The 14,173-nt window shown below is 59.7% G+C and carries 16 protein-coding genes; 9 read left to right on the top strand and 7 right to left on the bottom strand.

The annotated features are described in order from the left end of the window. The first annotated feature begins 155 nt into the window (after positions 1 to 155). On the top strand, positions 156 to 935 hold the full coding sequence (locus ACYQ54_RS19385) for a DUF3800 domain-containing protein (RefSeq protein ID WP_460085553.1): 780 nt from the start codon (positions 156 to 158) through the stop codon (positions 933 to 935). 262 nt (positions 936 to 1,197) lie between these two features. Here ACYQ54_RS19385 and ACYQ54_RS19380 read toward each other — a convergent pair whose 3' ends face one another. Beyond that, positions 1,198 to 1,974 (bottom strand): class I SAM-dependent methyltransferase, encoded by a 777-nt coding sequence (locus ACYQ54_RS19380; protein WP_460085552.1) that lies wholly within the window; start codon positions 1,972 to 1,974, stop codon positions 1,198 to 1,200. Between the two features lie 138 nt (positions 1,975 to 2,112). On the opposite strand from ACYQ54_RS19380, the gene gloB reads away from it, so the two are divergent. From gloB to ACYQ54_RS19355, 5 genes are all read left to right on the top strand, one after another. Further along, positions 2,113 to 2,895 carry a hydroxyacylglutathione hydrolase gene (gene gloB / locus ACYQ54_RS19375; RefSeq protein ID WP_460085551.1) on the top strand — a complete coding sequence of 261 codons (783 nt, stop codon included), beginning with the start codon at positions 2,113 to 2,115 and terminating at the stop codon, positions 2,893 to 2,895. 125 nt (positions 2,896 to 3,020) lie between these two features. Then, positions 3,021 to 3,236: a hypothetical protein gene (locus ACYQ54_RS19370; RefSeq protein ID WP_023002583.1), complete on the top strand. Its 216-nt coding sequence runs from the start codon at positions 3,021 to 3,023 to the stop codon at positions 3,234 to 3,236. A 45-nt stretch (positions 3,237 to 3,281) separates the two neighbouring features. Further along, complete coding sequence (locus ACYQ54_RS19365) at positions 3,282 to 3,725, top strand: cupin domain-containing protein (RefSeq protein WP_460085549.1); 444 nt, start codon at positions 3,282 to 3,284, stop codon at positions 3,723 to 3,725. 211 nt (positions 3,726 to 3,936) lie between these two features. Further along, positions 3,937 to 4,089 carry a hypothetical protein gene (locus ACYQ54_RS19360; protein WP_460085548.1) on the top strand — a complete coding sequence of 51 codons (153 nt, stop codon included), beginning with the start codon at positions 3,937 to 3,939 and terminating at the stop codon, positions 4,087 to 4,089. 170 nt (positions 4,090 to 4,259) lie between these two features. Continuing rightward, on the top strand, positions 4,260 to 5,048 hold the full coding sequence (locus ACYQ54_RS19355) for a DUF1206 domain-containing protein (RefSeq protein ID WP_460085546.1): 789 nt from the start codon (positions 4,260 to 4,262) through the stop codon (positions 5,046 to 5,048). A 31-nt stretch (positions 5,049 to 5,079) separates the two neighbouring features. Here the strand turns inward: ACYQ54_RS19355 and ACYQ54_RS19350 are convergent, their stop codons facing one another. The 5 genes from ACYQ54_RS19350 to ypfJ all read right to left on the bottom strand — a co-directional run bounded on the left by ACYQ54_RS19350 (position 5,080) and on the right by ypfJ (position 11,448). Then, entirely contained in the window at positions 5,080 to 6,474 is a 1,395-nt protein-coding gene (locus ACYQ54_RS19350) for a mechanosensitive ion channel domain-containing protein (RefSeq protein ID WP_460085545.1), read from the bottom strand. A 164-nt stretch (positions 6,475 to 6,638) separates the two neighbouring features. After that, positions 6,639 to 8,018, bottom strand: a complete 1,380-nt coding sequence (gene ftsY, locus ACYQ54_RS19345) for a signal recognition particle-docking protein FtsY (RefSeq protein ID WP_460085543.1) — start codon at positions 8,016 to 8,018, stop codon at positions 6,639 to 6,641. A gap of 131 nt (positions 8,019 to 8,149) precedes the next feature. Next, a complete protein-coding gene (mtaB, locus tag ACYQ54_RS19340; RefSeq protein ID WP_460085542.1) occupies positions 8,150 to 9,418 on the bottom strand; it encodes a tRNA (N(6)-L-threonylcarbamoyladenosine(37)-C(2))-methylthiotransferase MtaB in 1,269 nt (422 codons plus the stop codon). Further along, on the bottom strand, positions 9,415 to 10,326 hold the full coding sequence (gene dapF, locus ACYQ54_RS19335; RefSeq protein WP_460085541.1) for a diaminopimelate epimerase: 912 nt from the start codon (positions 10,324 to 10,326) through the stop codon (positions 9,415 to 9,417). The genes mtaB and dapF overlap by 4 nt, the downstream gene beginning before the upstream one ends. 228 nt (positions 10,327 to 10,554) lie before the next feature. Continuing rightward, a complete protein-coding gene (ypfJ, locus tag ACYQ54_RS19330; protein WP_460085540.1) occupies positions 10,555 to 11,448 on the bottom strand; it encodes a KPN_02809 family neutral zinc metallopeptidase in 894 nt (297 codons plus the stop codon). 220 nt (positions 11,449 to 11,668) lie between these two features. On the opposite strand from ypfJ, the gene ACYQ54_RS19325 reads away from it, so the two are divergent. Then, entirely contained in the window at positions 11,669 to 12,154 is a 486-nt protein-coding gene (locus ACYQ54_RS19325) for a hypothetical protein (protein ID WP_460085539.1), read from the top strand. Between the two features lie 19 nt (positions 12,155 to 12,173). Here ACYQ54_RS19325 and ACYQ54_RS19320 read toward each other — a convergent pair whose 3' ends face one another. Further along, positions 12,174 to 12,713 (bottom strand): L,D-transpeptidase family protein, encoded by a 540-nt coding sequence (locus ACYQ54_RS19320; RefSeq protein ID WP_460085538.1) that lies wholly within the window; start codon positions 12,711 to 12,713, stop codon positions 12,174 to 12,176. A 193-nt stretch (positions 12,714 to 12,906) separates the two neighbouring features. Here ACYQ54_RS19320 and ACYQ54_RS19315 point away from each other — a divergent pair, with 193 nt between their 5' ends. Both ACYQ54_RS19315 and ACYQ54_RS19310 read left to right on the top strand, forming a co-directional pair. Next, the gene (locus ACYQ54_RS19315; RefSeq protein ID WP_460085537.1) at positions 12,907 to 13,590 is read left to right on the top strand and encodes a response regulator transcription factor; all 684 of its coding nucleotides are present in this window, start codon (positions 12,907 to 12,909) and stop codon (positions 13,588 to 13,590) included. A gap of 25 nt (positions 13,591 to 13,615) precedes the next feature. Next, the gene (locus ACYQ54_RS19310) at positions 13,616 to 14,122 is read left to right on the top strand and encodes a Crp/Fnr family transcriptional regulator (RefSeq protein ID WP_460085535.1); all 507 of its coding nucleotides are present in this window, start codon (positions 13,616 to 13,618) and stop codon (positions 14,120 to 14,122) included. Positions 14,123 to 14,173 lie beyond the last annotated feature (51 nt).

Here is a 14,173-nt window from a genome sequence, read left to right as displayed (position 1 = left end):
CTTTTCGCCTTTAGGTAGCGGACTTTTCGCGATACGTTTTAGGTTCACATCAAAGGCTTCCTAGGACTCGTCCTCGTCGCAACCGAGTTCCTTGGCAGCTTCCTTGAGTTTATCGATTTGGCTATTGTTAGTCATGATTTTGCATCTTGGTGCCCATGTACAGGCTTTACCTAGATGAAGTTGGAACCGATGATATTGGTCATGTCGATGAGGACAACCATCGATATTTGAGCCTTACGGGCGTTGCTATGTCTATTGTAGACGCTCGCGACGACTTAGCTCCAAAATTCGACTGGATCAAAGCCAACGTATTCGACCACGATCCCGACGAACCGCTGATTTTCCATAGATCCGATATCGTCAAACGGAAGCGCGCCTTTGGTGTTCTGAATAACCATCAAAAACGCGACCTGTTTGATCGTAGCATAGAGCGCGCGCTACTTGGCACACCTTACACAGTTATTAGCGTACTTATCGACAAGCGCGGGATGATCAACCAGCCTCACTGGAGAAATCAGCACCCTTACCACTACCTCATGGAAATCATGATCGAAAAATACACACAATTCCTTGAGCGGATGCACGACGTTGGCGACATTATGCCTGAAGGGCGAAAGGGAAAGAAAGATAAGGCACTCCAGACCGCCTTTGATGAGGTTCTGGCCAAGGGTACATATTATGTCTCAGCCGCAAGAATGCAGCAGTGCATCGCCAGCCCAACACTTAAGATTAGATATAAGCCTGACAATATAGCTGGTTTACAGTTATGCGATTTGGTCGCACATCCAAGTCACATTACAATTCGTGATTTCATGAACCATAACGTATCTGCCGGCCCATTTTGCGCTGCCGTTAGAGACCTACTAATTCGTCACAAGTATGATCGTTCGCCATCTGGTCAAATAAGAGGCTATGGCTACAAATGGCTCCCATAACAAAAATGGGGCTTTCGCCCCATTCGATGGATTAGTGTACCATCTCGTTACCGATCGCGTTAGCATCGGATTAAGTGAAACATAGTGCACGTTGCAGATTCAGTCAATAGAATCAACGTTTTTTCGCATCCGAAACGAGAACAGCAACTAGATCGGCTTGCGCCTAACGCGCTTCTTTGCCTCGACTAGATTGCCTATAGCTCAGGCGCTTACCCTTCACAGTCACCAGCGCAATATCAGCCCATAAATAAAACTACCAACTCTAATCCGCCTTCATCTGCCGATGCACGGACCTGACAGGCTTCAGCCCTGTCGCGACGCCTTCTGGTATGAACACCGGCCGCAGCACCCGGAAACGGCTTTTCTTGCCATCTACAGGCAGGCTCTGGAAGACGACCTTTTCCGCTTCCATGATCAGGACACCGCCGAACGCGGGCCAGATGCGCCGGCCGATGCCTTCCCAGGTGCGGGCCGCACGCAGGATGGCGCGGGCGCGCGAGGGCGGCATGAAGAGGGCTTCCTTGTCCTCGGTCACATTGAACTGGCAGCTTTTCAGAAGATCCTTCAGCTGGCTGCCCGAATAGGGCCTGCCATAACCGAAGGGGGAAAGTTCCGATTGTGCCCACAGGCCGCGCCGGTTCGGCACGACGGCGATCAGTCGCCCGCCCGGAACCAGCACCCGCCAGGCTTCCCTGAGCACCGCCGCCGGATCCGAACAGTGATCGAGCGCGTGCACCAGCATCACCCGGTCGAAATAGGCATCTGGAAACGGCAGGTCCTGATCTTCCACCAGCGTGCAGGCGCTGTCACGCTCGCGCGGCCAGTGAACGGCGCCCTGCGGCGCGGGCATCGCCGCGATCGCCCGGTCGACCGTATCGAGATACGGCCGCATGAACGGGCCGGCATAGCCGATGCCGAGCAGCGCCTTGCCGGTGAGGTCTGGCCACATCTTGCGAATTGGTGCACCGATCAGACTGCGCAGCAGCCTGCCGAGCGGTAAATCGTAAAAGGCGCGCAAATGAACGACGTCGAGATACATTCAGCCTGGCTCGGTCACAAAGGGTCGCGGCGATTGAACATGGAACGGTGTGTAAGCGCAAGATCTCTTGCCTTGCCCTTGGCGCTTGTCTTTGTCAGTCTGCACCTCAACCATCCGATCTCAGCAGGGAGCCTTTTCATGGCCTTGGTCGACACCACCGAAATTCACCAGTTCACCTGTCTCGACGATAATTTCGGCGTGCTGATCCACGATACGGAAAGCGGCACCACCGTTGCCGTCGATGTGCCCGATGCCGACGCCTATGAAAAGGCGCTCGAACAGACCGGATGGTCGCTGACCCATATTCTGGTGACCCATCACCATTGGGACCATGTTCAGGGCCTGGGCACGCTCAAGCGCAAGACCGGTGCCACCGTCATCGGCCCCGAGCGCTCCCGTCTGAAGATAGCCGAGTTCGACCGCACCGTGGAAGACGGTGACGATGTCAGATGTGGTCCCTACGAGATCAAGGCAATCTCGACCCCGGGCCATACGCTGGACCAGATCTCCTGGTACATCGCGTCGATCAAGGTGGCTCATACCGGCGACACCCTGTTTTCGCTCGGGTGCGGCCGGGTGTTCGAAGGCGACAGGGACATGATGTGGTCGTCGCTTGCCAAGCTGATGCGACAGCTTCCAGACGACACCACCATCTATTGCGGCCATGAATATACCCTTGCCAATGCACGCTTTGCCCTGACCATCGAGCCGGACAACGCCGATCTGAAGGCGCGGGCCAGCGAAGTCGAGACGCTGCGCCAGGAAGGGGTCGCGACATTGCCGACAACCATGGCGCGGGAAAAGGCGACGAACCCTTTCCTGCGTGCAGGCGAAGCTTCGGTTGCGGCGGCTCTCGGCATGGAAGGCAAAAGCGCTGCCGAAGTCTTTTCCGAAATTCGTACCCGCAAGGACAACGCTTGATCATACCTGTGGCATCTGCCGCAAAGATCTTGTGCCGCCTTCCGGTTTTTCTTGGCCGGGAGGCTTAAAACAACGCGAAGTTGCCCCCATATGCACGCTATCGTGATCATGAAGGGGCACACACCATGACACCTGCGAGTTCCGAAGACCATCTGACACGCTCCGCGGAGCAGCGCGCACGCGATGTGGTCAGCCGCATTGTCGGCCAGGCTGAGCCGATACCGGGTCATCTGGGTGGCGGACACAGGCTGGACATGCAGCTGCTTTACGAGGAAGTGGTTGCGGCTCTGCGCGAAACCATCGATGATCTGGCCTTCTGCACCGGGTCGAAATCCTCCTGAGTGATCCCGTCCCGGAAAATCCAATGAGCCGAGCCGGGACTTTTCATGACTTCTTCCTCCAGCCTGACCGCTGAAAAGATCGTCGATCTTCTGAAGATGCAGCCACATCCCGAAGGTGGCTATTATGCCGAAACCTTCCGCGACAGCGTCACCGACGATACCGGCCGGGCCGCGTCCACACTGATTTACTTCCTGCTTCCCGAAGGTGTGCTGTCGCGCTGGCACAAGGTCGATGCGGTCGAGACCTGGCACTGGTATGCGGGCAGCCCGCTGGAACTTTCCATCAGCGCGGACGGACGCGCCAAACAGGTCGTTACCCTTGGCAACGATCTTCTGGCCGGCGAACACCCTCAGGGCATCGTTCCACGTGACGGCTGGCAACAGGCTCGCTCGCTCGGTGCATGGACCCTTGTCGGTTGCACGGTCGCGCCCGGATTTCAGTTCGAAGGCTTTGTCATGGCACCCGATGGCTGGGAGCCGGGGAACTGATTTTCATCCCCTGTACGATTTAGCGGAACCATTTCCCGCTTGACGGGTTCTCTCTCCAACGAAAGGAGAGAGACATGAACGGTATTATCTATCTGGTCGGTCTTGTCGTCGTTGTTGGCGCGATCCTGTCCTTCATCGGACTGGTCTGATCCCTCCAAGCACTTCTGCCCAGCCCCCGGCAGATCTTAACTCAACAGTTTGGGCCGGACGCATGCCCCCGCCCACGAACGGTCGACCCCTGCCGTTCAACCAGCGTCCGGCCCTTTTCCGTTTTGACAAGGATACCGACATGCACAACATCATCTATCTCGTCGGACTGGTCGTCGTGGTCATTGCCATACTGTCGTTTCTCGGCCTGGCCTGAACCGCTCGCAACGACCAGCTTTCACAAGGTTTCCAGACACCACTCCTGACGCCTTTGGTTGATTGAAGCCCGCACATCCTGCCTTTTTCGGCATCCCCGGGACCGGCCCTCGCACCTGACGGCATTTGCCCGGTTTCCGGAACCGCCGGTAAAGAAGAAAGACCAGGGCAATGAGACAGTCAAACTGGTTACAGGCCGCGGCGCGCGCAGGTTATTTTTCGCGTGGCGTCGTCTACGGCGTCGTGTCGTTCTTTGCCATTCTCGCCTCCATCGGCGCCGGCAGCAGCAAGGGCACCAAGGGCGCGCTCGTCTCGCTGCTCTCCCAACCGTTTGGTTCCATTCTGGTTGCGGTGCTGGTCCTGGGCCTGTTCGGCTTTGTCATCTGGCGGCTGGTCCAGGCTGTGCTCGACGCCGACAATCACGGCCGCGATGTGCAAGGGATGGCCGTGCGGATCACGCTTCTTGCGAGTGCTGCCACCTATGGTGCTCTTGCGATCTATGCCCTGGGTCTTCTTGGACTCACCGGCTCCGGTGGCGGCAAACTGGTTCCCGGACTGCTCAATGCGGTCGCAGGAGTACTCGGTGCACGTTTGTTCGCGACGGCCCTGTCACTCACCTTCCTGGGTATCGCGGCGGCACACTGGTGGAAAGTCTATTCAGGCAAGTATTGCAGGCATTTCGATGAAAACGAGGCTCCCATGAAGGTTGTTCACCTTGTCTCGGTCCTCGGTCTGGGTGCACGCGGTGTCGTGTTCGCTCTTCTGTCCGTAATGGTCTGGCTGGGTATCGAAGGCGCGACGGCCTCCGGCGGAGACCTTCCGGCCACGCAGGACGCACTGCGATATATTCAGGAATTGCCTTACGGGCAGATCCTGCTGTTCGCGCTGGCAGCCGGTCTCATGATTTTTGCCGTCTATTCCTTCGTTGAAGCCAGGTGGCGCAAGGTCAGCGTTTCCTGAGCCGGTTGCCGCAATTGCCTTCAGCCGGCCGTCAGGAGCGCGCCACAGCTTTCGCGCCGAATTCCTTCGGCGCATCCTCATCGAGAAGATCTTCCGACTGGGCTGCTCTTCTCTCCTGATCGACCTGCTTTTCAAGGTCCCTGTCGGCTTCCGTATCGTTCGGCACCTCTTCCACCGTTTCAGGAATTACGGCCTCTTTACTGGCGATATTCCTGTGCTCCCGATCCGCCTGCTTACGGTCCGCCAAGAGGTTTTCCAGTGCTGGCGCATCGTCGAAGCGCAACCGGTAAATGGGCTCGGGCAGAGAGAAGCCGCTTGATTCAAGCGCAAGCTTGACCAGGCGCATCGCCTCGGACCGGGCTTTCTGGAAATCGGTACGCGTCTGGTCGATCCAGCCCACGAAGCTCAGGACCACGTTGGAATCCCCCAATGCCTCGATCCAGGCATCGGGCGAGGGTTCCTGCAGAATAAAGCCCTGCCGCTGAAGCGTCTTCAGCCCCACGTCCAGCGCCTTGTCCAGATTGCTTTCCGCGTCGACACCCAGTTCGAATACGAAGCGCCGCCGCGGATTGGTGGAGTAATTGACGAGCGTGCTCTTGAAGACGATGGCATTGGGGATGCGGATGTGGTTTCCATCCTTTTCCATCAGGATCGTGGCCCGCGACGTAAGGCTGATCACAAACCCCTCATAGCCTTCGATCCTGACGAAATCCTTCGGATTGAATGGCTGCCGAATGCTGAGCATGATACTGGCGATATAGTTTTCCACCGTATCCCGGACGGCAAAACCGACCGCAAGGCCGACAATGCCCGCAGCTCCGAGCAAGGTGCCGATAACGGCGGTGGCACCAAGGACGTCGAGCGCAAGCACGATCCCGATCGCGAAGAACAGGATCCTGATCAGCTGCCGGACAAGATCCGCAATGAAAGCATTGGGCGTGAGCCTGTTCCAGGGCCATTCGAGCCGCGCGATCACCAGGCCGGTTGCGCTGGCCAGCATCCAGACAAGCAAGGCGACCATGGCGAGCGGCAGATAGTTCACGCCCTGGGACAGGCGCGACTGCAACCGCTCGTAAACCGGAATGAGGCGTTCCTCCAGCGCGGTTTCCTCGGTGAGATTGTTCTGAACCGCAACGACACCGTCAACGCGGCCGGCAAGCTCTTCGGCTTTCGTGGCAAGAATTGCTTCGGTCACGGTTCCGTTCAGGTCGACCACGCCTGATTTTACCGAGACGGAAATTCCGGCCAGACCGTCCAGCTCGTTGAAGATACCCCTGATACGCTGCTCGATCGCCTGATCATCGCCGGCACCCGGCATGGCGGTAATCGCTCCGCCGGGTTTTTCCGTTTGTGAAAACGCGGGCAGGTTGCCGGCGAAGACCAGCACCAGGGCCAGAAGAAAAGATTGCACCACTCGGGAGAACATGACGGCCTTTCCGGGCTTGCGCCCGGCTGCAATCAGACCGTTGTTTCCGCGCGCGACAGACTTCGACGGAAAGTTAACGCGCTCAAACGCCTGCGGTTCCCTTCCCCGTTCATTTCCATTGGTCACCCGGCGGATCAGGCCGTGTGCCCGACAGGAGGTCCGTTTTAGGCCATCCCGGCAATCGCGCTGGCGAATTCCTTGGCCGAGAACGGTTCGAGATCGGCCACCCCTTCGCCAACACCGATGAAATGCACCGGCAAGGCGTATTTGGCGGCAATCGCGACCAGGATACCGCCGCGAGCGGTACCGTCGAGCTTCGTCATCACCAGACCGTTCACACCGGCAACCTTGCCGAAGATCTCGACCTGGTTGAGCGCGTTCTGGCCGGTCGTCGCATCAAGCGTCAGAAGAACCGTGTGCGGCGCCTCCGGATCGTGCTTCTTGATCACGCGGATGACCTTTTCCAGCTCATCCATCAGCTCTGCCTTGTTCTGCAGGCGTCCGGCCGTATCGACCAGAAGCACGTCGACGCCCTTGGCCTGTGCCTCCTTCATCGCGTCATAGGCAAGTCCGGCGGCGTCCGCACCGGTATCGCGCGCAATCACTTCAGCGCCCGTGCGCTCACCCCAGATCTTCAACTGTTCAACAGCCGCGGCGCGGAACGTATCGCCGGCGGCAAGCATGACAGTCTTGCCTTCCGAGCGCAGCTTCTGCGACAGCTTGCCGATGGTGGTGGTCTTGCCGGTCCCGTTGACGCCAACCATCAGCACCACATGGGGTTTCTTGCCGGTATCGAGATTCAGCGGCGTGGCAACGGGAGCCAGAACTTTCTCGACTTCCTCAGCCAGGATCTCCCGGACTTCCTCCGGCGAGATTTCCTTGTCGTAGCGCCCGTCGGACAACCGTTCGGTGATTGCCATCGCCGTGTCGACCCCGAGGTCGGCCTGGATCAGGATATCCTCCAGCTCCTCCAGCATGGAGGCGTCCAGCTTGCGCTTGGTGAAGATCGAAGTGATGCCTTCGGTCAGCGACGCGGAAGACCGGGAAAGACCGCTTTTCAGTCGCTGGAACCAGGACAGTTTCGGTTCTTCGGCAGCAGGCTCTTCCACGGGAGCGGGCTCGATGACCGGTTCCGGTGCACTTGCCGTTTCCGGCGTATGTGCTTCGGGTGCCGGTGCTTCGGGCGCTTCCTGCCGCGCTGCTTCAGGTTCCTCCGCAGGCGGTTCAGGCGTCTCCGTCTCCAGGGGCTCGACGTCGGAACCGACATCGGTGGACACAATGTCTTCCGGCTGCAGCGCAGGTGTCATCGGCGAAAGCTCGGGAGCGATACCCGGTGCGGCATCCATGGCAAACGGCTTGAACGGCTCGTTCATCGCGGCAACGGGGCGAACCTCCATCTCCACGTCGAGCGCCGGGTCCTCATCCTGCGGCTCCGCGGACGGTACGTCCTTCGCCGCATCTTCAGCGGCCGGAACGGCCTCGTCTTCCGGTTTGTTTTTGCCACCGAAGAGACGCCCCAGAAAGCCGCGCTTTTTCTCGCTCATGAACCTGCCTTAAAAATTCTGCCCGTTACTGCATTCTTAAACTGTCGGCATCCGCCACCGAAGCCGAACCCTCAACCTCAAACTGAGGAAGCGCTCTGCGATGTCTCGCTGCTTGAACCGTGAACCGCCCCTCAGGCAGCCTTGGAAAGGGCTTCGCCCAGAAGATGACGGCCGGTATGGCCCACAATTCTCGTTTCGACGATCTCACCGGCAGCGCCCCCGCCAAGTTCGACCTGCGTGAACTGTTCCGTGCGGCCAAGGCCTTCCTTCTCGATCAGCACCGGGCGGACCTTGCCAACCTCGGCCTGAAGATGCCGGACCAGCGCGTCCTCGCCCTTGGCCCGGAGGCGGGCACCGCGCTCTTTCACAATGTTGCGCGGCAGCTGCGGCATGCGCGCGGCCGGTGTGCCCTTGCGCGGCGAGAACGGGAAGACGTGCAGATGCGTCAGGCCGCATTCGTCGACGATCTTCAGCGAATTCTGGAACATCTCCTCGGTTTCCGTCGGAAAACCGGCAATGATATCCGCGCCGAAAACCATGTCCGGCCGCAGGCGGCGTACCTCCTCGCAGAAGCGGATCGTATCGGCGCGCAAGTGGCGGCGCTTCATCCGCTTCAGGATCATGTCGTCACCCGCCTGCAGGGACAGATGCAGATGCGGCATCAGCCGTTCGTCTTCTGCAATCACCCGCATCAGGTCGTCATCGGCCTCGATGGAATCGATGGAAGACAACCGCAGGCGCTTCAGCTCCGGAACCATCTTCAGGACCTTGGCCGACAGCGTGCCCAGCTTCGGCGTGCCCGGCAGATCGGCGCCATAGGAGGTGATGTCGACCCCCGTCAGCACGATCTCGTTGTAGCCATTGTCGACAAGCCGCTTGATCTGGTCGATGACCACGCCCATCGGCACGGACCGGGAATTGCCCCGGCCATAGGGGATGATGCAGAAGGTGCAGCGGTGATCGCAGCCGTTCTGGACCTGCACGAACGCGCGGGCACGGCCCGTCAGTCCGTCGATCAGGTGACCAGCGGTCTCCTCGACGCTCATGATGTCGTTGACGCGCACCTTCTCGGTTTCGGAAACGCCAAAGGCGGCGACGTCCTGGTAGGACTTGCGCTCCAGCTTTTCCGTGTTGCCAAGCACCAGATCCACTTCGTCCATGGAGGAGAAGGTTTCGCTTTCCGTCTGTGCGGCACAGCCGGTAACGATCACCCTTGCGTTCGGGTTGTCGCGCTTGGCCTTGCGCACGGCCTGGCGGGCCTGGCGAACGGCCTCACCGGTGACGGCGCAGGTATTGATGAGGATGGCGTCCTCAAGGCCGGCAGCCTCCGCCTCGCGCTTCATGACTTCCGACTCGTATGCGTTGAGCCGGCAGCCGAAGGTCACGACATCGATGCTCATGACGCGGCTCCAGCCGCCAGCGGGGCGTCGCCCGTGGCGGTCTTGCGCCAGGCCAGGGTATCGAGATCGACCTCGCCTTCGAATTCCACTTCCGTCAGACCGGTCATCAGAACGTGGTTGTCGCTCTCGCGCCATTCGATCCCGATGGGACCGCCCGGCAGATGAATGGTGGTCTTGCGGCTTGTCCGGCCATCACGCGCGGCGGCAACGCCGACCGCACAGGCCGCGGTGCCGCAGGCCAGCGTCAGACCGACGCCGCGCTCCCAGACCTTCACCCGGATCTGGTCGGTATCGAACACATGAGCCAGAGAAATGTTGGCGTATTCCGGAAAGATCGGATGATGTTCCAGAAGGGGGCCGACCCGCTCAAGCTCATAGGCTTCCACGTCGTCGACCCAGAAGATCGCGTGCGGATTGCCCATGTTGACGACGGCCGGCGTGTGCAGGATCGGATCATCGATCGGTCCGATCTGGAGTTCGATCGCTCGGGTGTCGGCAAACTCTTCCGCAAGGGGAATCTCGTTCCATTCCAGCCGCGGTACGCCCATGTCGACAGTCACGCTGCGCGGACCGTCGGCATCGAAGGCGTGCAGCAGCCCGGCGCCGGTCTCGATGGTGACGAGATCCTTGCCGGCTTCTTCCATCAGCAGACGGCCAATGCAGCGCGTGGCGTTGCCGCAGGCCGACACTTCACTGCCGTCGCGGTTGTGAATGCGCATGAAGGCATCAACACCCAGCGCCGACCGCTCGACGGTGATCATCTGGTCGAAGCCGATGCCTGCCTCCCTGTCACCCAGTGCGGCAATGGCCTCGGGCGTCAGACGCAGCGGTTTTTCCCGCGCATCCCAGACGACGAAATCGTTGCCAAGGCCGTTCATCTTCAAAAAGGGTCTGGTTTCAGACGCCATACCGGTCGCACTTCTTCAAAACTTCAAGGAAAAGCGTCCGCCATCTTGCGGACATTTGCCCCTATATGGCGGAAAATACCGCAAATTACCAGTGGGACAGGCAGTCATCGCAGGTATGCGTAAACGGGCAGCGCCTTCCGGTAACCCACGTCTTCATCATTGCCGGGCTTGACCCTGCAATCCATACCATGGTCGAGCCACGACATGACGCGATGTGTTGGCGCGCCCCTAAAGGCTCGCCGCGTTGAACGTATCGCAGGCGTTGAGGTCGCCGGCCTGGAAGCCCTTCCTGAACCAGCGGGCGCGTTGCGCGGAGGTGCCGTGGTTGAAGCTTTCGGGGACGACGTATCCCTGGGACTGGCGCTGCAAGGTGTCATCGCCGATCCGGCTGGCTGCATTCAGCGCCTCGTCGATATCGCCTTCCTCGACAAAGCCTTCTTGCCGAGCCGCATAGTGGGCCCAGATGCCGGCATAACAATCGGCCTGCAATTCGACACGCACGGACAGGGCGTTGCCTTCCGCCTTGCTGAGAGTGCGCCGGACCTTGTGAAACTCCGGCAGCACGCCGAGCACATTCTGGATGTGGTGACCGACCTCATGCGCCAGAACATAGGCCTGGGCGAAATCGCCCGGCGCATTCAGCTGGCTTGCCAGCTCCTGATAGAACGACAGATCGATATAGAGCTTGCTGTCGGCACCGCAATAGAACGGTCCGGTGGCCGCACTGGCATATCCGCAAGCCGAAGACACGGACCCGGAAAACAGCACCAGCGTCGGTTCCGGATAGGTCGCACCACCGTTTTCGAAGACCTGGCTCCAGGTGTTTTCGGTATCCGCCAGAACGACGGAGACAAATTGCGCGGTCTCCTGGTCGGCGGCACTGCGCGGTGCCTGGGACTGATAGGACTGGGTGTCGTAACCGCCCCCGTCATCCAGTTGGCCGAGAAGTGTCAGCGGGTTGATACCGGTCAGCCAGGCAATGCCGACGACAATCAGAAGCCCCGTCAAGCCGAGGCCGCCACCGGCTCTTACCCGGCGGCCGCCGACACGCATGCGCGGTCTCCCGCCCATCGAGCGTCTGTCTTCTACGTTGCTGCTGCCGCGGCGGCCTTTCCAGCGCATGTCCTGATCGTCTCCGTGAAACCCAGCTTCGGTCATAGCAGACAAGACAACGGAAACCTATGCGGTTGGCCGCTATCCCTGCCTGTGAGACACTTTGAAAAACGCGGCAAGGTGCATTCGGTTGCCCCTTTTACCAACATAATCGTGATGTCGGTTACAGAGTTCACGGTCATGCCGACCTAAGATTGCGTCCATGGGGCAGTTATGAAGGATAACGATCATGCCCGACGTAAACGCACAACAGGCACAACGCCTGATCAATTTCGCCACCGAGAGACTGGGCCGGGTTGAAGGCGATGGCCAGTGCTGGACCCTGGTCGACAACGGCTTCCGGCACGTCGGCTTCGTCAAGCCCGCCTCCACCTATGTCTGGGGACGGGTGATCAGCAACCTGTCCGACGCCCGGCCGGGTGACGTCTTCCAGTTCACCCGCTTCGAAGTCACGGTCCGTGTAACGCAGCCCGATGGTGGCTGGGAAGAACAGACGATGTCCCGCGGTGAACCGCGGCACACCGCGATCCTGGAAAGTGTCAACGGCAATAGGGCGACCTTTCTGGAGAGCAACGTCACGGACGATCAGACAGTCAAGCGAAACGGTTTCGGTATTCGCACGGCAACCACCACCGATGATGCCGGCGTCAGAACCTCAACCACTGTCAGTGGCAGCTTCATCATCTATCGGCCGCAGGTCAGTGCCGATCAGTAAGGCTAGTTCGGAACCCGGCTCAGGCGTGGATCACCATCTCCGCGCCAAGACCGACGTTCCGAAGGATCAGGCGCATGTGTTCCGGCGAAACGGCAACGCAGCCTTCCGTCGGCGAATAGCCTTCTCGTGCGATATGAAAGAAGATCGCGCTGCCTTGTCCCTTCACGGCGGGATCCAGGTTGCAGTCCAGCACGACGACGATGTCGTAGAGCCTGTCGTCGCGCCACATCTTCTCGTGGCTGGCCGAAAAAGGCAGTTGCACCGGCCTGTTGTACCGGCGGTGGGCAGGGTCGTCACACCAGCCGGACGCCGGTGTCAGCGGTTCGGCTGGCAACATAGTTGCTGGCGGCAGCCCGCGGTCGGGACGATAATAGACATGCAGCAATTCGAAGCGGCCGACAGGCGTGCCACCATCGCCTTCGCGCTTGCGCATGACAATGCCCGACCGGCCGAGCGCACACGGGACCGTGATCCGCCCCAGACTGAGAACGCCCCTGGTCCGGTTCAGCGGCGACGCACGAACCTCCAGCATTCCCGCCGATTTTTTCAAGGTTTTCATGATCCTGCCCGTTCCGCCTGACCGCTGCGCCGGTCTCCTTGATAAACCACCCCTAAACCCCGCGTGAAGAAGAATTGACGGGACACCGCTTGTGCGGGAACAATTTCCCACGCACATAGGAGCAGGAACGCGCTTGTGTCCTTCGCACAAGTCGGCGTGAAGAGATTTTTGATTTTTGGCGAGGAACGCGACGATGACCGCCCGCACGATATTGATTGTCGATGACGATACTGAACTGCGCGAAGCACTGGTGGAGCAGCTGTCGCTTTATGATGAGTTCGAGACGATCCAGGCCGATTCGGCAACGTCCGGCATCGCCATGGCCAAGGAAGAGCATGTCGACCTGCTGCTGATGGACGTCGGCCTGCCCGACATTGACGGCCGCGAGGCGGTCAAGCTGCTGCGCAAGGGCGGCTTCAAGGCGCCGATCATCATGCTGACCGGCCATGACGGCGACAGCGACACGATCCTCGGGCTTGAGGCCGGTGCCAACGATTATGTCACCAAGCCGTTCAAGTTCGCCGTGCTGCTGGCTCGCGTCCGGGCGCATCTGCGCCAGCACGAGCAGAGCGAGGACGCCACCTTCGCCATCGGCCGCTATTCCTTCCGGCCTGCGGCCAAGGTGATGCAGGACGACCACGGCTCCAAGGTAAGGCTGACGGAGAAGGAAACCTCCATCCTCAAGTTCCTCTACCGCGCGGGCGAAAAACCGGTGACCCGAGACGTGCTGCTGCATGAGGTCTGGGGCTATAATTCCGGCGTGACCACCCACACGCTGGAAACCCACATCTACCGCCTCAGGCAGAAAATCGAGCGTGACCCGTCCAATGCCGAGCTTCTTGTCACAGAAGCCGGTGGATATAAGCTTGTGCCCTAACCGGTAATCGGCGTATTTCTTGGGCATGAGCCTTGCCCAAGACATTGCGATTCTCAAACAAATCCCGATGCTTTCGGACTTTCAGGACGATCAGCTGCGTCTGCTCGCCTTCAGCGCCGAAAGCATGGATTACAGCCGTGGCCAGCGCCTGTTCGACCAGGGCGACCGCGCCGATGGCGGTTTGGTGATCACCAGTGGCACTGTCAGCCTGCAGACCAGGGCCCAGGACGGCTATGAGGAAATAGAGCGCGTCGGTCAGGGCACGCTTCTTGGCGAGACCGCTCTTCTTGCGGAAAACAAGCGCCCCTGCCGGGCAGAGGCCGTCGACGGCGTACGCATCATTCGCATCCGCCGCGCATTGTTCAAACGCATGATCCAGGAATTCCCTGAACTCGCCCAACGCATGCTCGACCAGCGCGCCCAGCAGTTCCGTGAAACTGTCTCGGCCCTGAAACCCATTGGCGAGAAGATGGCTGAACTGGAACAGATCAACGCTGAACGCCGCGTGCGCGACGACGAGAAACAGTCGTAAGGCGAAAGTCCCGATGCTGTTTGTCGAGCAATTCAAACAGCTACGACTGCA

It is taken from the genome of Roseibium sp. LAB1, from assembly GCF_054658235.1.
This window is presented reverse-complemented; position numbering and strand designations above follow the sequence as displayed.